The 18,386-nt window shown below is 60.4% G+C and carries 20 protein-coding genes; 9 read left to right on the top strand and 11 right to left on the bottom strand.

The genetic code is table 11. From position 1 onward, the window contains the following. Nucleotides 1–60 precede the first annotated feature (60 nt). A complete protein-coding gene (cfaB, locus tag MHH62_RS24445; protein WP_014720571.1) occupies nt 61–1,245 on the top strand; it encodes a C17 cyclopropane fatty acid synthase CfaB in 1,185 nt (394 codons plus the stop codon). Nucleotides 1,246–1,376: 131 nt separating this feature from the next. On the opposite strand, the gene cls is transcribed toward cfaB, so the two are convergent. Continuing rightward, on the bottom strand, nt 1,377–2,816 hold the full coding sequence (cls, locus tag MHH62_RS24440; protein WP_020302042.1) for a cardiolipin synthase: 1,440 nt from the start codon (nt 2,814–2,816) through the stop codon (nt 1,377–1,379). Nucleotides 2,817–2,946: 130 nt separating this feature from the next. On the opposite strand from cls, the gene MHH62_RS24435 reads away from it, so the two are divergent. After that, nucleotides 2,947–3,468 carry a DUF3617 domain-containing protein gene (locus MHH62_RS24435; RefSeq protein ID WP_014720569.1) on the top strand — a complete coding sequence of 174 codons (522 nt, stop codon included), beginning with the start codon at nt 2,947–2,949 and terminating at the stop codon, nt 3,466–3,468. Here MHH62_RS24435 and MHH62_RS24430 read toward each other — a convergent pair. From MHH62_RS24430 to folE2, 6 genes are read right to left on the bottom strand one after another with little or no spacing between them, the layout of a single operon-like run. Further along, nucleotides 3,465–4,802: a dihydroorotase gene (locus tag MHH62_RS24430; RefSeq protein WP_032901862.1), complete on the bottom strand. Its 1,338-nt coding sequence runs from the start codon at nt 4,800–4,802 to the stop codon at nt 3,465–3,467. The two genes, MHH62_RS24435 and MHH62_RS24430, sit on opposite strands and share 4 nt — an antisense overlap. A 3-nt stretch (nt 4,803–4,805) precedes the next feature. After that, a complete protein-coding gene (locus tag MHH62_RS24425) occupies nt 4,806–5,366 on the bottom strand; it encodes a DapH/DapD/GlmU-related protein (protein WP_005792581.1) in 561 nt (186 codons plus the stop codon). Next, on the bottom strand, nt 5,363–6,241 hold the full coding sequence (locus tag MHH62_RS24420) for a metal ABC transporter substrate-binding protein (protein ID WP_014720566.1): 879 nt from the start codon (nt 6,239–6,241) through the stop codon (nt 5,363–5,365). Before MHH62_RS24420 ends, MHH62_RS24425 begins: the two co-directional genes overlap by 4 nt. A 9-nt stretch (nt 6,242–6,250) precedes the next feature. Further along, the gene (locus MHH62_RS24415) at nt 6,251–7,117 is read right to left on the bottom strand and encodes a metal ABC transporter permease (protein ID WP_014720565.1); all 867 of its coding nucleotides are present in this window, start codon (nt 7,115–7,117) and stop codon (nt 6,251–6,253) included. Continuing rightward, the gene (locus MHH62_RS24410; RefSeq protein ID WP_014720564.1) at nt 7,118–7,786 is read right to left on the bottom strand and encodes an ATP-binding cassette domain-containing protein; all 669 of its coding nucleotides are present in this window, start codon (nt 7,784–7,786) and stop codon (nt 7,118–7,120) included. Further along, nucleotides 7,783–8,673, bottom strand: coding sequence for a GTP cyclohydrolase FolE2 (gene folE2, locus MHH62_RS24405; RefSeq protein ID WP_020302044.1), 891 nt, complete (start codon nt 8,671–8,673; stop codon nt 7,783–7,785). The genes MHH62_RS24410 and folE2 overlap by 4 nt, the downstream gene beginning before the upstream one ends. Nucleotides 8,674–8,801: 128 nt before the next feature. Here folE2 and MHH62_RS24400 point away from each other — a divergent pair, with 128 nt between their 5' ends. Then, nucleotides 8,802–10,013: an N-acetylmuramoyl-L-alanine amidase gene (locus tag MHH62_RS24400; protein ID WP_032901864.1), complete on the top strand. Its 1,212-nt coding sequence runs from the start codon at nt 8,802–8,804 to the stop codon at nt 10,011–10,013. Here the strand turns inward: MHH62_RS24400 and MHH62_RS24395 are convergent. After that, on the bottom strand, nt 10,010–10,378 hold the full coding sequence (locus tag MHH62_RS24395) for a hypothetical protein (RefSeq protein ID WP_019818159.1): 369 nt from the start codon (nt 10,376–10,378) through the stop codon (nt 10,010–10,012). The genes MHH62_RS24400 and MHH62_RS24395 overlap by 4 nt on opposite strands. Before the next feature lie 126 nt (nt 10,379–10,504). On the opposite strand from MHH62_RS24395, the gene dksA reads away from it, so the two are divergent. Genes dksA through MHH62_RS24375 form a run of 4 tightly spaced genes read left to right on the top strand, consistent with a single transcriptional unit; the run spans nt 10,505 to nt 13,793 of the window. After that, entirely contained in the window at nt 10,505–10,909 is a 405-nt protein-coding gene (gene dksA / locus MHH62_RS24390) for an RNA polymerase-binding protein DksA (RefSeq protein ID WP_003195761.1), read from the top strand. Between the two features lie 27 nt (nt 10,910–10,936). Next, nucleotides 10,937–12,142 carry a zinc metallochaperone GTPase ZigA gene (zigA, locus tag MHH62_RS24385; RefSeq protein ID WP_019818158.1) on the top strand — a complete coding sequence of 402 codons (1,206 nt, stop codon included), beginning with the start codon at nt 10,937–10,939 and terminating at the stop codon, nt 12,140–12,142. Continuing rightward, nucleotides 12,142–12,786, top strand: coding sequence for a DUF1826 domain-containing protein (locus MHH62_RS24380; protein ID WP_032901865.1), 645 nt, complete (start codon nt 12,142–12,144; stop codon nt 12,784–12,786). Before zigA ends, MHH62_RS24380 begins: the two co-directional genes overlap by 1 nt. A 44-nt stretch (nt 12,787–12,830) precedes the next feature. Further along, entirely contained in the window at nt 12,831–13,793 is a 963-nt protein-coding gene (locus tag MHH62_RS24375) for a CobW family GTP-binding protein (protein ID WP_339233041.1), read from the top strand. Here MHH62_RS24375 and MHH62_RS24370 read toward each other — a convergent pair. Next, entirely contained in the window at nt 13,787–14,182 is a 396-nt protein-coding gene (locus MHH62_RS24370) for a DUF3301 domain-containing protein (RefSeq protein WP_003195752.1), read from the bottom strand. The genes MHH62_RS24375 and MHH62_RS24370 overlap by 7 nt on opposite strands. A 117-nt stretch (nt 14,183–14,299) precedes the next feature. Here MHH62_RS24370 and pdxY point away from each other — a divergent pair, with 117 nt between their 5' ends. Beyond that, nucleotides 14,300–15,172, top strand: coding sequence for a pyridoxal kinase PdxY (pdxY, locus tag MHH62_RS24365; RefSeq protein WP_020302048.1), 873 nt, complete (start codon nt 14,300–14,302; stop codon nt 15,170–15,172). Between the two features lie 133 nt (nt 15,173–15,305). Here pdxY and MHH62_RS24360 read toward each other — a convergent pair whose 3' ends face one another. Next, complete coding sequence (locus tag MHH62_RS24360; protein WP_003195747.1) at nt 15,306–15,791, bottom strand: acyl-CoA thioesterase; 486 nt, start codon at nt 15,789–15,791, stop codon at nt 15,306–15,308. Between the two features lie 282 nt (nt 15,792–16,073). Here MHH62_RS24360 and MHH62_RS24355 point away from each other — a divergent pair, with 282 nt between their 5' ends. Continuing rightward, nucleotides 16,074–17,834, top strand: coding sequence for a cation:proton antiporter (locus MHH62_RS24355; RefSeq protein WP_103452133.1), 1,761 nt, complete (start codon nt 16,074–16,076; stop codon nt 17,832–17,834). Between the two features lie 69 nt (nt 17,835–17,903). Here the strand turns inward: MHH62_RS24355 and MHH62_RS24350 are convergent, their stop codons facing one another. After that, the gene (locus MHH62_RS24350) at nt 17,904–18,311 is read right to left on the bottom strand and encodes an SMI1/KNR4 family protein (RefSeq protein ID WP_014720555.1); all 408 of its coding nucleotides are present in this window, start codon (nt 18,309–18,311) and stop codon (nt 17,904–17,906) included. Between the last annotated feature and the right edge of the window lie 75 nt (nt 18,312–18,386).

The following is an 18,386-nucleotide window of genomic DNA, read 5'->3' as shown; positions in this document are numbered from 1 at the left end:
CTACTTTGTTTGGCATGGTCTACCCTCACAGCAGACGTCTGAAACAAGGGGGGACTACTCATGCTCGCGCAACTTCCACCGGCCTTACAGAATCTTCAGCTACCGCTGCGTCTTCGACTCTGGGACGGCCATGAATTCAACTTGGGCCCTGAGCCCAGTGTCACCATCGTGGTCAAGGACCCCACGGTTGTATCCAGGCTGACCCATCCAACACTCGACTCACTGGGCGAAGCCTTCGTCGAGGGCAAGCTGGAGCTGGAAGGCTCCATCACCGAAGTGATCAGGGTATGTGACGAGTTGAGTCACGCTTTGGTCGATGACGACGAGGAGAGTCGTCCGGTGCGCTCGATTCACGATAAGGCCACCGACGCGGCGGCCATTTCCTACCATTACGACCTGTCCAACGAGTTCTACCAGCTATGGCTGGACCAGGACATGGCCTACTCCTGCGGTTATTTCGAAACCGGCAGCGAGTCGATCGATCAGGCCCAACAAGACAAATTCCGCCACCTGTGCCGCAAGTTGCGGCTGCAGCCGGGTGAGTATCTGCTCGATGTGGGCTGCGGCTGGGGCGGGCTGGCGCGTTATGCCGCACGTGAGTTCGGGGTCAAGGTGTTCGGCATCACCTTGAGCAAGGAACAACTGGCGCTGGCCAAGGAGCGGGTGAAAGCCGAAGGCCTGGAAGACCAGGTCGACCTGCAATTACTCGACTACCGCGACCTGCCCCAGGACGGTCGTTTCGACAAAGTCGTGAGCGTGGGCATGTTCGAACACGTCGGCCACGCCAACCTGGCGCAATACTGCCGGACCCTGTTCGGCGCAGTGCGTGAAGGCGGCCTGGTGATGAACCATGGCATCACCGCCAAGCACACCGATGGCCGCCCCGTAGGCCGTGGAGCCGGCGAGTTTATCGAGCGCTACGTGTTCCCTAATGGTGAACTGCCGCACCTGGCCATGATGACCGCCGAGATCAGCGAAGCAGGGCTGGAAGTGGTCGATGTCGAAAGCCTGCGTATGCATTACGCCCGCACATTGGACCATTGGAGCGAACGCCTGGAAGACAACCTGGAAGCAGCGGCGAAGATGGTGCCAGAGCAGGCGCTACGCATCTGGCGGCTGTACCTGGCCGGTTGCGCTTATGCATTTGCCCGTGGCTGGATCAACCTGCACCAGATACTGGCAGTGAAACCCCATGCTGATGGCGGGCATGAACTGCCGTGGACGCGGGAAGATCTCTACCGTTGACCACCAGGCACTGAAGCTCAAAACTGTGGGAGCTGGCTTGCCTGCGATAGCGTTGTATCAGGACCGGATGAGTCGACTGAAACACCGCTATCGCAGGCAAGCCAGCTCCCACATTGGTTTTGTATTGGCGGTTAGAGGATGGGTGAGATCAGGCGTGCAATGCGCATCCCCAGTTGTTGCAGGCGACGGGTCTCGCGGCTTTCTTCCTGGCTGACTTCATGGGCCAGGGCAAAGTCATCCAGCAACATTTGTTCAACCTGGCTGGCGAAGGCTTCATCCACCGTCAGCAGCATCACTTCAAAATTCAGCCGGAACGAACGGTTGTCCATGTTGGCGCTGCCAATGGCGCTGATTTCGCTGTCTACCAACACCACCTTCTGATGCAAAAAGCCCGGTGTGTAGCGAAACACTCGCACGCCTGCTCGCACCGCTTCGTTGGCGTACAGGCTGGATGCGGCATATACGATGCGGTGGTCGGGCCGTGACGGCAGCAGCAGGCGCACATCGACTCCGCGCAATACCGCCAGGCGCAGGGCGGCAAACACCGCCTCGTCGGGGATGAAATAGGGGCTGGTGATCCACACCCGCTTGGTCGCGGCATGGATGGCCTCGACGAAAAACAGCGAGCAGGTTTCATAAGGGTCCGCTGGCCCACTGGCAAGCAACTGGCAGAGCACGCCGTCTTCCGGGTAGGCGTCCGGCAGGATCAGCGGCGGCAGTTCCCGTGCGGCCCAGAACCAGTCCTCGGCAAACGACTCCTGCAGGCATGCCACCACTGGGCCTGCGACCTGCACATGGGTATCGCGCCATGGCGCCAGCGGCGGTTTTTTACCCAGGTATTCATCGCCTACGTTATGCCCGCCGACAAAACCGGTGATGCCGTCCACCACGACGATCTTGCGATGGTTACGGAAGTTGACCTGGAAGCGATTGAGCCAGCCACTGCGGGTGGCGAATGCCTTGACCTGCACGCCAGCGTCACGCAGCGCTTGCACATAACGATGGGGCAGGGCGTGACTGCCGATGCGGTCGTACAGCACATAAATGGCCACGCCCTGAGCGGCTTTTTCCCTCAACAGGGCCTGCAATTGACGGCCCAGTTCGTCATCGTGAATGATGAAAAACTGGAACAGCACGGCGGTCTTTGCGTGACGGATAGCCTCGAAGATCGCGCCGAACGTGGCATCGCCATTGATCAACAGGCGCACTTCGTTGTTGGCCAGGCACGGCATGCGGCCCAGCTTGGGCATGGCGCGCAAGGAGGCATAGGCGCTGGAATTGCGCGCCGCGAGCGCTTCCTCCACCCAGGGGCGCCAGTTCAATTCGGTAATGGCCGTGTGCATTTCCTGGTTGGCCTGGCGACGGGCCTGGATGTACGCGTCGAAGGTGCTGCGGCCAAAAATCAGGTAGGGGATCAGCGTCAGGTAGGGCATGAACATCAGTGACAACGCCCAGGCGATCGAGCCTTGTGCGGTGCGCACGGTCAGTACTGCGTGGATCGCGGCGAGCGTTCCAAGAAAGTGCAGCGTGGCAATGACGTAGGCGAGCAGGTGCGGGCCAAAGAAATCCATGAACGACGTAACTCCAGGCAGTCCAGTGCGTAACAGACCATGAACGGCTGTGAATGTCGCTATTTTATTTGCCATGCAACACTGGCTGCTTTGCGACGTCTAACGCCCACAATTACCCAGGAGTTACCCGATGAATGCTCGTCTGCTTGGTTTGGCCATGGTTGTTGGTTTGTCGCTGCCTGTGGCGGCACAGGCGCAGATGCTGGCGCCGGGCTTGTGGGAATTGACCACCAGCAATATGAAAGTCGATAACCAGGACCTGCCGGACTTGTCGCTGATCCTCGGTCAACTCAAGCAACAGATGACCCCTGAACAGCGCGCCATGCTCGAAAAACAAGGCATTAACATGGCCGGTAAAGGCGTACAGGTGTGCCTGACCCCGGCCCAGGTGGCCTCCGATTCGATCCCCCTGACCGACCCTCAATCGGGCTGCAAACAGGAAGTCACCGACAAGAGCGGCAACCAGTGGAAGTTCCGCTTCAGTTGCCCGAAAGCCCAGGGCACTGGGGTGGCAACGTTTCAGAGCCAGAAAGAATTCACCACCAGCGTCAACGGTACCTTCAATGCCACCGGGATCCAGCAGAAGGGTAGCCTGGACAGCCACGCTCAGTGGCTGGGCAACGATTGCGGTTCGGTCAAACCCCGCGCTTAACGCCCGAACTGCAGGGGCAAGCCCTGGCAACTGTTGACCACCTGGCCGTTGTGCCAGGCCAGGTGGCCGCTGACCAGTGTGGTACTCACGCTGTGGCGAAAGCTGCGTTCTGCAAAGGGTGTCCAGCCGCAGCGGGCGAGAATAGGCTGGCTGTTGACCGGCTTGCCGGCAGGCTCCGGTTTGATCAGTACCAGGTCGGCCCAGTAGCCTTCGCGCACGTAGCCGCGATCAGCGATGGCAAACAGGTCGGCCACGCGGTGGCTGGTCTTGGCTACCAGAGTGGTCAAGGGCAAATGCCCGTCGGCCACCAACTCCAGTAACGCCGGCAGGGCATGCTGCACCAGAGGCAAGCCCGAGGGTGCTTGCCGATAGCCCAACTGTTTTTGCGCCCAGGTATGCGGCGCATGGTCGGTGCCAATCACATCCAGACGATCACTCAATAATGCCAGGCGCAGCGCGTCGCGGTCGGTGCGGGTCTTGATCGCCGGGTTGCATTTGATCTGGTGGCCGAGGTGGTGGTAATCGCGGTCATCGAACAGCAGGTGGTGCAGGCAGACCTCGGCGGTGATGTGCTTGTCGGCCAGGGGCTTGTCTTCGAACAACGCCAGTTCCCGCGCGGTGGTCAGGTGCAACACATGCAGGCGCGTGCCATGGCGTTTGGCCAATTCCACGGCAAACGATGACGAGCGATAGCAGGCCTCGGCATCACGGATCAGCGGGTGGGCGACTGCGGGAATATGCTCGCCGAAGCGTTCGCGCAGGCGTTGCTCGTTGGCCAGGATGCTGGGCGTGTGTTCGCAGTGAGCGAGCAGGATGGTCGGCACCTCGGCAAACAGGCGCTCCAGAACGCGTGGGTCGTCCACCAGCATATTGCCGGTGGAGGCGCCCATGAACACTTTGACCCCAGCCACTTCACGAGGAGCGAGGGCCGCGACGGTGTCGAGGTTGTCGTTGCTCACGCCAAAATGGAAGCCGTAGTTGGCCACTGAATGCAGTGCGGCACGGCGCTTTTTATCGGCAAGGGCTTCCAGATTCAACGTGGCCGGGTGGGTGTTGGGCATGTCCATGAAGCTGGTAATACCACCGGCCACCGCCGCGCGGGATTCGCTGTAGAAGCTGCCTTTTTCCGGCGCGCCGGGTTCGCGAAAATGCACCTGGTCGTCGATCATCCCTGGCAGTAGCCACTGGCCGTTGGCATCGATTTCCACCGGTTCGTTATCGCCTTGAATGCTGGCGGCAATCTTCTCGATACGACCATTAGCGATCAGTACGTCGGCGTCGAATACCTGGCCCTCGTTGACCAGGCGGGCGTTGCGGATCAGCAGGCGGCTCATGGTTCAGAACTCGTTTTGCAGGGCTTTGTAGCCCCGCACCAGGTCGACGTTGGTGCGTGCCACGTCTTCGGAAAACTCCGAGGCGCTGACACTCACCGGTGGGAATTGCGACAAGTCGGTGTTGGGGCCGATACGCGTGGTGGAGGGCACGTAGAAAGCGGCGGGCAGGTCGCGGCCGTCGACCACCGAGTTGTGGCGCACCACGCACCCATCGCCCACGGCGCAATTGAACAGCACACTGTTGAAGCCAATAAACACGCGGTCGCCCACCGTGCAGGGGCCGTGGACGATGGAACGGTGGGCGATGGAGGTGAATTCACCGATGGTCACTGCTGCGCCGGATTTGGAGTGGATGACCACGCCGTCCTGGATGTTGGAGTTGGCGCCGATGGTGATCGGGTCCATGGCGCCGCTGGCATCCACTTCGTCGGCGCGGATCACGGCGTAAGGGCCGACGAACACGTTCTCGCCGATGATGACTTTGCCGCAGATGATCGCGGTCTTGTCGACGTAGGCCGATTCGGCAATCACCGGCAGGTCGCCGGAAGGATTTTTGCGGATCATGGCTGGCTCAGTGCGGCGCACAGGGTGTTGAGGTTGTATTCGAACAGCCCGATAAAGGTGCTGGCCGGGCCTTCTGCGGCGAGGGCGTCGGAGTACAGCGTGCCGCCGATCTGTGCGCCGCTTTCGTCAGCGATCTGCTTGAGCAGGCGCGAGTCTTTGATGTTTTCCATGAACACGGCTTTGACCTTGTCCTTGCGAATCTGGGTGATCAGCGCGGCAACTTCAGCGGCCGAAGGGTCACGTTCAGTGGACAAGCCCTGGGGCGCGAGGAACTGGATGCCATAGGCCTGGCCCAGGTAGCCGAAGGCGTCATGGGAGGTGACGATGCGGCGGTTACCCGGTGGCAGGGCGCCGAACTTGGCCTTGGCCTCGTCCAGCAGGCTATGGATTTGTTTGAGGTAGGCCTGGCTGTTGCGCAGGTAGGCGGTCTTGTTGGCCGGGTCGGCGGCCACCAGGGCCTTGGTGATGTTGCTCACATAGATCTCGGCATTGGCTAGGTTGTGCCAGGCGTGCGGGTCGGGAATGGTTTCGCCATCCTCGTCCATGGTGTGGGAAATCACGCCTTTGCTGGCGGTGACCACCGTTGCCTTGGTTTCGGTGCTGGTAACCAGGCGGTCCAGCCACGGCTCGAAACCCAGGCCGTTCTTGATGATGACCTTGGCCTTGAGCAATGCCTTGGCGTCATCCGGCGTGGGTTCATAGGTATGGGCGTCGGCGTCCGGGCCGACCATGTTGCTGATCTGGATATGCTCGCCACCGATCTGGTGGGTGATGTCATTGAGAATACTGAAGCTGGTGACTACTTGGAGTTTGTCGGCGGCGTGGGCCATCGAAAGCGGCAGCAGCAGACTGAACAGCACGAGTAGAGCGCGCATCGGAACACCTCATTGGGATGTGAGCAAAGGCGGGCGGCGCAACAAACCGTGCACCGGACCGAACACCACGGACAACAAATACCCAGCGCCCGCCACCAGCACGATGGCCGGGCCGCTGGGCAGTGAGTAGTAGAACGACAGCAGCAGACCCAACCACACCGACAGGCAGCCCAGCAGCGCCGATACCGCAATCAGCACCGGCAGGCGTCGGCTCCAGAAGCGTGAGGCGATCGCCGGCAACATCATCAAGCCGACCACCATCAGCGCACCGATGGCCTGGAAACCAATCACCAGGTTCAGCACCACCAGGGTCAGGAACACGCCATGGGCGAGGGGGCCGAGGCGGCTGACGGTTTGCAGGAACAGCGGGTCGAGGGTGTCCAGCAACAGCGGTCTGTAGATCAGCGCCATGGCGATCAGGCTGAAACCCGAGACCCAGAGCATGCCGGTCAGGGTGGTTTGATCCACGGCCAGGGCGGAGCCGAACAGCAGGTGCAGCAGGTCCAGACGCTTGCCGGCAAGGCCCAGGATCAGCACGCCGGCGGCCAAAGAGATGGGGTAGATGGCGGCGAGGCTGGCGTCTTCGCGCAGCCCGGTGCGGCGGGTGATCCACGCGGCCAGGCCGGCCATGCTCAGGCCTGCACCCAGGCCACCGAGGGTCAGCGCGGGCAGGCTCAGGCCGGCGAACCAGAAACCCAGGGCGGCGCCGGGCAGGATGCCGTGGGCCACCGCATCACCGATCAGGCTCATGCGCCGCAGGATCAGAAACACTCCTAGCGGCGCGGTGCTGCAAGCCAGTACCAAACCGCCGAGGAGTGCGCGGCGCATAAAGACGAACTCATGAAACGGCATCCATAAGTGGGCAGTGAAGTGCATTCAGGCCACCTGCATCTGCGGTTGCGGGCGGATCAGCTCTTTGCTGGGGCCGAATACGCAGCCGGTGTTTTTGATCTGCAGTACGTGCTGGGTGTGGTGACGCACGGAGGCCAGGTCATGGCAGACGATCACCAGGGTGCGGCCTTCGTTGTGCCAGGCGTGGATGTGTTTCCAGCACAGCGCCTGGCCATCCTCGTCGAGAGCTGCGTGAGGTTCGTCGAGCAGCAGGACGGGTGCGTCGGCCAGGCTCATGCGTGCCAGCAGGGCGCGCTGCAATTCGCCGCCGGACAATGCCATCAACGGTCGGTGTTCCAAGCCAGTCAGGCACCAGTCTTCGAGTACCGCTTGCAGGCGTTGGCTGCGTTGTTGCGGGGTGTGTTGGATGCCCCAGAAACCGGCAGCGACCAGCTCTTGCAGGCTGATGGGGAACTGGCGGTCCAAGTGTTGCTGCTGGGGCAAGAAGGCCAGGCCGCCACGGCGTGGAACATCCACAATGACCTTTCCCGCCAGCGGTTTTTGCAGGCCGGCAATGACCTTGAGCAGGCTGCTTTTGCCTGTGCCATTGGCGCCGATGATGCCGGTGAGGCTGCCTTTTTCCAGGGTCAAATCCAGTGCCGGGGTGAGCGGTTGCCCGGGGGCACCCCAGCGCAAAGAGTTACAGGTGATCATGCAAAGTCTCTCGTCCAGCGGCTTTCAGCCACGGCATCGTGCGCGTGCAGGCTTTCGGCGTGGATCACTTTGAGGTGGAAGGCTTTGATGGCATCCGAGCGTTTCAAGGCGAGGTTCAGGCGGCGAGCGGCGTCTTCGCAGAACATCAGGTTCTGCCCGTTGGCCAGGGCGAAGGCTTGTTCGTCTGCGCGTTTCACCGCGGTTTGTACGGCGGTGCCGAGCGCGGCTTCGGCAGCGTTGATCAAGCCGACTATCGGCAGGTCAGTACCTTGCAACTGGACGTGCAACTGCGCGCTGCTGCGCTGGCTATGGGGTGTGGCGACGATGCCGTCGGCAGTGCCGAGCCAGGCCAGCACCGCTTCATGCTGTAACGGCGTATTGGCGAAATCATCCACAAATTGCTGCTGAATCAACTGCCTGGCGAGGGCGGCGGAGCAAGGGCAGGTTGAGGAATAAGTAACGTCAATTTTTAGTTCCACGTGGAACATCTGGTTTTCCAGGCGCGCTTCGATGCTCACGGGGTAGGTTTTCCAGCCGGCTAATGGGCTGACCAGGGCAGGGCGTTTAAGCAGCAGCTGGGTGTGGATGCGCAGGTAAGCGTTCTTAGATAAACCTTCATGTGTGTCGAGAAAACGCTGCAGTACATTACGCAGCAGTGCAGATGTCAGCGGCTGTTGATCGAGCATTTCCAGAGCCAGGTACAGGCGTGACATATGAATGCCACGGGCCGTGCCGTCGTCCAGGCTTACGCCCGCATCAGCGGTGGCGGTCAGGTGTTGACCGTCAATCAGGATTGGCAAGGCGATGCCGCGCATCCCCACCCAGTCGAGTGGCAAGGCTTGGCGTGAAGCCTGCGCGGCGATATCCGGCAGAGTCAGCGCATTCATAAGCAGGTCCATCGTTGGAAATAATTCGACATGTTATAGTATAACAATAAGAGCCACGATGAATTTTCTGCACCTGCCTTTGTTCAGTCACGTCGAGTAGGGATGCTCCTTTATCTGCGGTATATGCCATGCACCGACGTCAGCTCCTCAACCTGCTGCTGGTCAGCCCCTTGTTTGCCTTGCCTTTGGGGGCTCACGCCACGCAGATTCGCAATGCACGCCTGTGGCGCTCAGACGACAAGCTGCGCCTGGTGTTCGACCTCAGCGGCCCGGTGCAATACAAGACCTTTTCCCTGACCTCACCCGACCGATTGATCATCGACTTGAGTGGCGCCGGGCTCAGCGGCGACTTTTCCCAGTTGGCGTTGAAGAACAGTGGGATTACCTCGATCCGTTCCGGGCATTTCGGCCAGAGCGACACGCGCATCGTGCTGGACCTGGTCGAGCCCATGCAGCTCAACAGTTTCGTGTTGCCGCCGCAGGAGGGACAAGGCCATCGCCTGGTGCTGGACTTGACCAACGCGACCCGTGCGCCCCGTCAAATCGCCGCTGAGCCAGCACCCTTGGTGGCGCCGGTAGACAAGGCGCATCCCAAGCGCGACATCATCGTGGTGGTCGACCCCGGCCATGGCGGCAAAGACCCCGGCGCCATCGGCTCCAAGGGCCAGCGCGAAAAAGATGTGGTGCTGTCCATCGCCCAGTTACTGGCTAAACGCTTGAAACGCGAAAAGGGTTTTGACGTGAAACTGGTGCGCAACGACGACTTCTTCGTGCCGCTGCGCAAGCGCGTGGACATTGCCCGTCAGCACAAGGCCGATATGTTTATTTCGGTACATGCCGACGCCGCGCCACGGCTGACCGCGTCGGGCGCCTCGGTGTATGCGTTGTCTGAAGGCGGCGCCACCTCGGCCACAGCGCGTTTCATGGCCCAGCGCGAAAATGGCGCCGACTTGCTGGGCGCCACCACCTTGCTCAATCTGAAGGACAAGGACCCGATGCTGGCCGGAGTGATTCTCGACATGTCGATGAACGCGACCATCGCCTCCAGCTTGCAACTGGGCAGCTCGGTATTGGGCAGCCTGCAAAGCATCACCAGCCTGCATCAGAAACGGGTGGAGCAGGCGGGGTTCGCCGTGCTCAAGTCACCGGATGTCCCTTCGATCCTGGTGGAGACGGGATTCATTTCCAACCCTCGGGATGCCCAGCGGCTGGTGACGGCGCGCCATCAACAGGCGGTGGCGGATGGCCTTTTCGAAGGACTCAAGCGTTACTTCCAGAAGAACCCACCCATGAACAGCTACATGGCCTGGGTGCAGGCGCAGAAAAACAGCCAGGCCTAACAGCCGGTCATTCGGCTGCAGGTGAACTTGGCGCTGGCGCCCCCAGAGCTGGAAAACCGATTGATGGTGGTCCAGCCTACGCGCCGCGTGTAGCCAACCCACGCCTCGCCATCCGATGCCAACCCGGTAAAAAACGTCAGTTGCCCATAACGGCTGTTGGTCTGCGCCCAATAGCGTTTGCCGATCACTTCGAAACCGCGCAAGTAGGTGGTGCTGCCGACGGTTGCCACGCTATAGGCATTGCCCAACGGGTCTACACACGCCAGCAGGTTTGCGCTGCGTGTGCACTTGGCCAACAGGCTGGGTGCCTGGGCGCAGGCAGGCCCGGCGGCTGCCAATAGCAGGGCGCACAGCAGGTATCTCATCGGGTTTCTCAGCGTAAGAAGGTGACCCAGCATTGCGCCCTTCGTCGCGGCGAGCAAGAGGGATTGGCTTATTTGTATTGTTATACTATAACATAAAAGTACAGCCCGACCCGCGAACCCCTTCCCATGACCGAACACGATCTTTTGGCCCAACCAGCGGCCGACTACATGAATGAGGCCCAGCAGCGCTTCTTCCGCGAACTGCTGCTGGCTCAGCGTGATGACCTGCAAGCCCGTATCGATGCTGAGTTCCAGGCACTGCGCGAGCAGGAAACCAACAGCGACCTGGCGGATATCGGCAGTGCCGAAGAGCAACGCCAATGGCAATTGCGCCTGCTCGAGCGCGAAAAGAAGCTGTTGGACAAGATCGACGATGCCCTGGAATTGCTGGCCCGTGGCGAATACGGCTGGTGCCGTGAAACCGGCGAACCCATCGGCCTGCAACGCCTGCTGCTGCGCCCCACCGCCACCTTGTGTATCGAAGCCAAAGAACGTGAAGAGCTGCGCGAACGCCATAAACGGGCAGTTTGACCGGCCAACCTTGATGAGGAATACCTGATGCCCAATCGTCTCCCTGTGACCGTGTTGTCCGGCTTTCTCGGCGCCGGTAAAAGCACGCTGCTCAATTATGTCCTGCGCAACCGCGACAACCTGCGGGTGGCGGTGATCGTCAACGACATGAGTGAGATCAACATCGACGGCAGCGAGGTGCAGCGTGATGTCACGCTCAATCGTTCGGAAGAAAAACTGGTGGAGATGAGCAATGGCTGCATTTGCTGCACCTTGCGTGAAGACTTGCTTGAAGAGGTGGGAAAACTCGCCAAAGAAGGTCGTTTCGATTACCTGCTGATCGAATCCACCGGTATTTCCGAACCTTTGCCCGTGGCCGAAACCTTCACGTTTCGCGATGAAAACGAGCAAAGCCTGGCCGACATTGCACGCCTGGACACCATGGTCACGGTGGTCGACGGTATGAATTTCCTGCTCGACTACCAGGCTGCAGAAAGCCTGGCTTCACGGGGCGAAACCCTCGGTGAGGAGGATGAACGTTCCATCACCGACCTGTTGATCGAACAGATCGAATTCGCCGATGTCATCCTGATCAGCAAGATCGACCTGATCAGCAGCCGCGAGCGCGAAGAACTGATGGCCATCCTCGAGCGCCTCAACGCCCAGGCGGAAATCATCCCGATGGTTATGGGCGAAGTGCCGCTGAACAAGATCCTCAACACTGGCCGTTTCGACTTCGAACGCGCCGCCCAGGCCCCGGGCTGGTTGCAGGAATTGCGCGGTGAGCATGTGCCGGAAACCGAAGAATACGGCATAGCGTCCACGGCTTACCGTGCGCGCCGGCCTTTCCATCCACAGCGGTTTTTCGACTTTATCGACCGCCCCTGGGTCAACGGCAAGCTGTTGCGCTCCAAGGGTTTCTTCTGGTTGGCGAGCAAACATCAGGATGCGGGCAGTTGGTCCCAGGCGGGCGGGCTGATGCGTCATGGGTTTGCCGGGCGTTGGTGGCGGTTTGTGCCGAAAAGCCAGTGGCCTCAGGACGAAGAAAGCGTGGCGGCGATCATGACTAACTGGCAGTTGAGCACGGGTGACTGCCGTCAGGAACTGGTGTTTATCGGGCAAAACATCGATTTTGTCCAGATGCGTACCGAGTTGGACGCCTGCTTGCTCAACGATGAAGAAATGGCCCTGGGCGTCGAAGGTTGGCGCCAGCTGCCCGACCCGTTTGGCCCTTGGTATGAGCAGGTCGCCTAATGCTGGCCCCGGTCATTCCCCTGCGGCCCGTCATCCGCCAGACACATGGGGAAACGCCGCTGGCGCTGTCCGATATCCTCAATGACGGCGTCAACCTGGCCATCTGGCAGCGCCAACTGCCCCTGCATATCGCTGAGTTTGGCGCTTTGCTGGTGGCGCTCAATGAACCGTTGGCCGAGTCCTTGGTGGTCGAGTTGGTTAACGAAGACTGCGTGCCGAACTTGCAAGGTTTGGCGTCCAGTTGTCGCGATCTTGAAGGCTACGATGGGTTTATCGCCGATGTGTCGTGGCTGGTCAGTGCATTCGCCTGTCTGCTGGGCGCCAAGCGCATCGGCGTGCGTTTACGGCTGTTGGACAAGGCCATGTGCCCGCGCTTTCACGTCGATCACGTGCCGGTTCGGCTGATCACCACCTACGCCGGTATCGGTAGCCAATGGTTGCGTGAAGGCGTCATGGACCGGCGCACATTGGGCCAGGCGGATGCCGAGCCCACTGAGCGCATCGAGCAGATCCACTGCGGTGAAGTGGCGCTGCTCAAAGGCACCAAATGGCACGGCAATGAAGGGCACGGCCTGATCCATCGTTCGCCAGCGCTCAAGGCCGATGAGCGACGGTTGATCCTGACGCTGGATTGGCTGGCATAACCGCGTAGGATCAAACGCTCTACACGACCTGAACCATGCCTCTTATGCTGCAGAACATTCCTACCCATGTGATTGCCGGGCCATTGGGCGCCGGCAAGACCAGCCTGATCAAGCACCTGCTTGCCCAGCGCCCGGCCAACGAGCGCTGGGCGGTGCTGATCAACGAGTTCGGCCAGATCGGCCTGGATGCAGCCTTACTCACCCAAGACGATGACGGTATCGCCCTGGGCGAGGTGGCAGGCGGCTGTTTGTGTTGTGTGAACGGCGCACCGTTCCAGGTAGGGCTGGGCCGCTTGTTGCGTAAGGCTAAGCCGGACCGGCTGTTTATTGAACCCTCAGGCCTGGGCCATCCGGCGCAATTGCTCAAGCAACTGCGGCAGGCGCCATGGCAAAACGTGCTGGCCGTGCAGCCTTGTGTGCTGGTACTCGATGCCCAGGCGTTGGCGGCGGGCAGGCCGTTGCCCCAGGCACAGCAGGAGGCGTTGACCAGTGCCGGCCTGCTGGTGCTGAACAAGGACGAGACGCTGACTGCTACGCAACGTCAGGCGATTGAAGCGCAATTACCCGATTGCCCGCTCCATTGGACACGCCAGGCGCAATTGCCACTTAATCGGTTGCCCGGTTTGAAGGCACAGGCCCAAAGCGCTGTGGATAACTTTGCGGTGCCTGAAGCAGTGGGGCAAATGCCGGCGATCTGGAGCGACCCTGGGCTGCCGATCTGTTTGAGCCAGAGCCAGGAGGGCGGCTGGAGCATTGGCTGGCGCTGGCACCCAAGCCAGCGATTCGATGTCAGCCGTCTGCATCAGTGGCTATCGAGTATCGACTGGCGCCGTGCCAAATTGGTTATCCACAGCGTTGACGGCTGGGTGTCCGCCAACGCTGTGGATGACAGCCCACTGCACTGGCAACCCAGCGCTTGGCGGCGCGATTCACGTGTTGAGTTGATCTTCAGCGCACCACAGGACGTGGCCGCATTGCAAAGCGCCCTGGCAGCCTGCCGTTACTGATGTTTCTTGCTGGCGTGGTCCTGGCGCCACTGGCTCAATTCGATGATCTCGGCGCTGGGCAGCGGCTCCTTGGTTTCGAACGGGTAGGGCGCCAGTTCGATCTGCGCGCTGTGGGCGCCGAATTGGGTGATGACCCCGGCATGCCGGGTTTCGCCGGTCACCGTAAACTCGAAATTATAGATGCGCGCCAGGCGTCGGCGGCCATTGGCATCCTTGACGAAACCGATGCGTTTGAGCGCCACGGCACCGTCGAGCAGCTCGATATCGAGCTTGGCGCAATGCTGCTTGACCCGCGCCAACGCCCGTTCACGCAAGCCGTGGTTGTGCCAAACCCAGGCGGCGCCGGTGGCCAGCAGCATCAAGACGAAGATGTTTCCCAGGGTCAGCATTCCATGAACTCCAACAAAGTGAGCGCAGCTTAACTGTGTCGCCGGTCTGTCGTACAGGCTGCGTTTAGTCGCATACTGCTCGGCCAGAAATTCAACGGTTTTACGGAAATCTCCCGCATGAAACGTACACCTCACCTGCTTGCGATCCAGTCTCATGTGGTCTTCGGCCACGCCGGAAACAGCGCCGCCGTGTTCCCCATGCAGCGGGTCGGGGTGAATGTCTGGCCGCTCAACACGGTGCAGTTTTCCAACCACACACAGTATGGACAGTGGGCGGGCGAAGTGTTGGCGCCGCTGCAAATTCCTGCGCTGGTGGAGGGTATTGCCGCGATTGGCGAGCTGGGCAACTGTGATGCGGTGCTGTCCGGGTACCTGGGCAGTGCAGGCCAGGGCCGTGCCATCCTCAGCGGTGTGGCGCGCATCAAGGCGATCAACCCCAAGGCGCTGTACCTGTGCGACCCGGTGATGGGCCACCCGGAAAAGGGTTGCATCGTGCCGCAGGAGGTCAGCGATTTCCTCTTGGATGAGGCTGCCGCCATGGCGGACTTCCTGTGCCCCAACCAACTGGAGCTGGACAGTTTTGCCGGGCGCAAGCCGCAATCGCTGTTCGATTGCCTGGCGATGGCCAAGGCCTTGCTGGCGCGCGGGCCCAAGGCTGTGTTGGTCAAGCACCTGGATTACCCAGGCAAACTGCCAGAAGGGTTTGAAATGCTGTTGGTGACGGCCGACGGCAGTTGGCACTTGCGTCGGCCCCTGCTGGCGTTTCCGCGTCAGCCAGTGGGCGTGGGCGACCTGACGTCCGGGCTGTTCCTGGCGCGGGTACTGTTGGGGGATAGCCTGGTGGCCGCTTTTGAGTTCACCGCTGCGGCCGTGCATGAAGTGCTGCTGGAAACCCAGGCCTGCGCCAGTTATGAACTGGAACTGGTGCGGGCCCAGGACCGTATTGCCCACCCTCGTGTGCGCTTCGAAGCTACACCGATCAGCCTGTAAGCACACAAAACCCAATGTGGGAGCGGGCTTGCCCGCGATGGCGGTATCTCAGTCAAAGCGATGTCGACTGAACCACTGCTATCGCGGGCAAGCCCGCTCTCACATTTTTTTGAGTTGATTCGCCGCTTGGAGTTTACGGCGCGTCGGCTTTGATTTCCCGGTAGCGCTTTTCCAGTTCCTGGCGAATCTGCCGACGTTGCTGAGCCTGCACAAAGCGGCGCTTGTCCTCGCTGTTCTGCGGCTGCAAGGGCGGTACGGCGGCAGGTTTGCGCTGGTCGTCCACGGCCACCATGGTGAAGAAGCAGCTGTTGGTATGGCGCACCGAGCGTTCACGGATGTTCTCGGTCACCACCTTGATGCCCACTTCCATCGACGTATTGCCGGTGTAGTTGACTGACGCCAGGAAGGTCACCAGCTCACCGACATGAATCGGCTCGCGAAAAATCACCTGGTCCACCGACAGCGTGACCACATAACGACCGGCATAACGGCTGGCGCAGGCGTAGGCCACTTCGTCGAGGTACTTGAGCAGCGTGCCGCCGTGCACATTGCCAGAGAAGTTGGCCATGTCAGGGGTCATCAGTACCGTCATCGACAGCTGGGCGTTTCCGGGTTCCATAGCACACTCACGGGTTGTAGGCATTGGTTGGGGGGAGGCACCTCTGCGGGTACTCAAAGTCTTTGCAGCGCCATCCCTAACGGGACGCCGTCAGGCGGCTTGCCGTCACGCGCGCAGCGATCTGTTTCCATATATTGCACCGGCTTTCCAGCAGAAGTCGCGGTGTTACCCTTCAAAAGCCCTTCTCAGGGCTTTTCTTACGATCAAGGCAGACTTTTCCGACCCTTCAAAGGCGCGGCCAGAAGTGGGAAAAGCGCCGGCACCCTCAAGGAGCCCCTCGCCATGCACGCCATCAGCTTTATCCAGGACTTGGCCGTGATCATGCTGGTGGCAGGGGTGGTCACTATCCTGTTTCACCGCTTCAAGCAGCCGGTGGTGCTGGGCTACATCGTTGCCGGCTTCATTATCGGCCCCCACACCCCGCCGTTTGGCCTGATCCACGATGAAGACACGATCAAGACCCTGGCGGAGCTGGGGGTCATCTTCCTGATGTTCTGCCTGGGCCTGGAATTCAGCCTGCGCAAGCTATTCAAGGTAGGGGCCACGGCGTTTATCGCGGCGTTCCTGGAAATCGTGTTGATGATCTGGATCGGCTACGAGATCGGCCGCTGGTTCGACTGGAGCACTATGGACTCGCTGTTCCTCGGCGCGATCCTGGCAATCTCCTCGACCACCATTATCGTCAAGGCCCTCAACGACCTGAAGATGAAAGACCAGCGGTTCGCCCAGCTGATTTTCGGCGTGCTGATTGTGGAGGACATCCTGGGTATCGGCATCATTGCGTTGCTGTCGAGCATTGCGGTGAGTGGCACGGTCAGCTCCGGCGAGGTGTTCTCCACGGTCGGCAAGCTCTCGCTGTTCATGATTGTCGCCCTGGTGATTGGTATTTTGCTGGTGCCGCGCCTGCTGGCTTATGTGGCCAAGTTTGAAAGCAACGAGATGCTGCTGATCACTGTATTGGGGCTGTGCTTCGGTTTCTGCCTGTTGGTGGTGAAGTTGGAATACAGCATGGTGCTCGGAGCCTTTTTGATCGGCGCAATCATGGCTGAATCCCGCCAGTTGATTAAGATCGAGAGCCTGATCGAGCCCGTTCGCGACATGTTCAGCGCAATTTTCTTCGTGGCGATTGGCTTGATGATCGACCCGCAGATTCTGCTGCAATACGCCTGGCCCATTGCGGTGATCACCGTGGCCGTGGTGCTGGGCAAGATGCTGTCGTGCGGGCTGGGCGCGTTTATCGCCGGCAACGATGGTCGCACCTCGCTGCGGGTTGGTATGGGGCTGTCACAAATTGGCGAGTTTTCTTTCATCATCGCGGCGCTGGGGATGACCCTGCAGGTCACCAGCGACTTTCTGTATCCCGTGGCGGTGGCCGTTTCGGCGATCACCACACTGCTGACGCCCTACCTGATTCGCGGGGCCGACCCGCTATCATTGAAGATCGCCGCACTGATGCCCACGCGAATGAGCCGAGTGTTCGGCATGTATGGAGAATGGTTGCGCAGCATTCAGCCCCAGGGCGAGGGGGCGATGTTGGCCGCTATGATCCGCAAGATCATCCTGCAAGTCGGGGTAAACCTGGCATTGGTGATCGCAATCTTCTTTGCCGGCAGCTTTTTCGCAGGGCGCATCGGTGGGTATCTGGAAGGCTGGGTCAGCGATCAAAGCTGGCAGAAGGCGTTGATCTGGGGCGGGGCGCTGCTAGTGTCGTTGCCGTTTCTGATTGCGGCGTATCGCAAGCTCAAGGCGCTGTCGATGCTGCTGGCGGAGATGAGCGTGAAGCCAGAGATGGCCGGGCGTCATACCCAGCGTGTGCGAAGGGTGATTGCGGAGCTGATCCCTCTCTTGTCGCTGCTGGTGATCTTCCTGCTATTGGCAGCCTTGTCGGCCAGTATTCTGCCGACCAACAAGTTGCTGGTGTTGATTGCCGTGGTCACGGCGGCGGTGGCTGCAGTGCTCTGGCGCTGGTTTATCCGTGTGCATACGCGGATGCAGGTTGCGTTGCTGGAGACGCTGGACAACCACAAGGATACGGAACACTGACTGGCGTTGGCGGGGGCTGCTTTGCAGCCCAGCGGGAGCAAGCTCCCTCGCCACAAAAGCTATCAAGTATCAGCTTTCCAGCCAGACGTCCCGTGCCCAGTGCCACACCGATTCCCAGGTTTCTTCGGTGACCAATTCTTCTTCGGCGGACCACAACACCACGGTGCCGTCTTCTTCGACGCAGTAGTAGTCGTCGCCGTCCTGGCAGATAGGGATCAGGCTGCGATCAACACCGGCATCCCAGGCGTTGGCCGCAACGTCCGGCAGGTAAGTGTGGGACTGCGGGTCGGTGACGGTCACTGGCTCCAGGCTGCCATAGACTACGTCGCTGACGGTCAGCAAGAATTCACGGAAGACAAAGGGGATGTCGATGAACAGTTGTTCCTCGATTTCCACCAGCAGGTCTTCGTCAGGTAGCTCCAAAGGAACCGGGACCGGTTCGTTGGCTTCACGCAGTTGTTCGATGATTTCTTCCACGGCCGGGATCCTCTTGCTAGATGGCGCGGTTTATAGGGGCGTTTTATACAGTAGCTCGCTATAAGTGCAACCGTG

The organism is Pseudomonas sp. FSL L8-0168, assembly GCF_037976155.1.
Classification (GTDB): Bacteria; Pseudomonadota; Gammaproteobacteria; order Pseudomonadales; family Pseudomonadaceae; genus Aquipseudomonas; species Aquipseudomonas paracarnis.
Note: the sequence above shows the minus strand (reverse complement) of the source record. Positions and strands in the feature narration are given on the sequence as shown.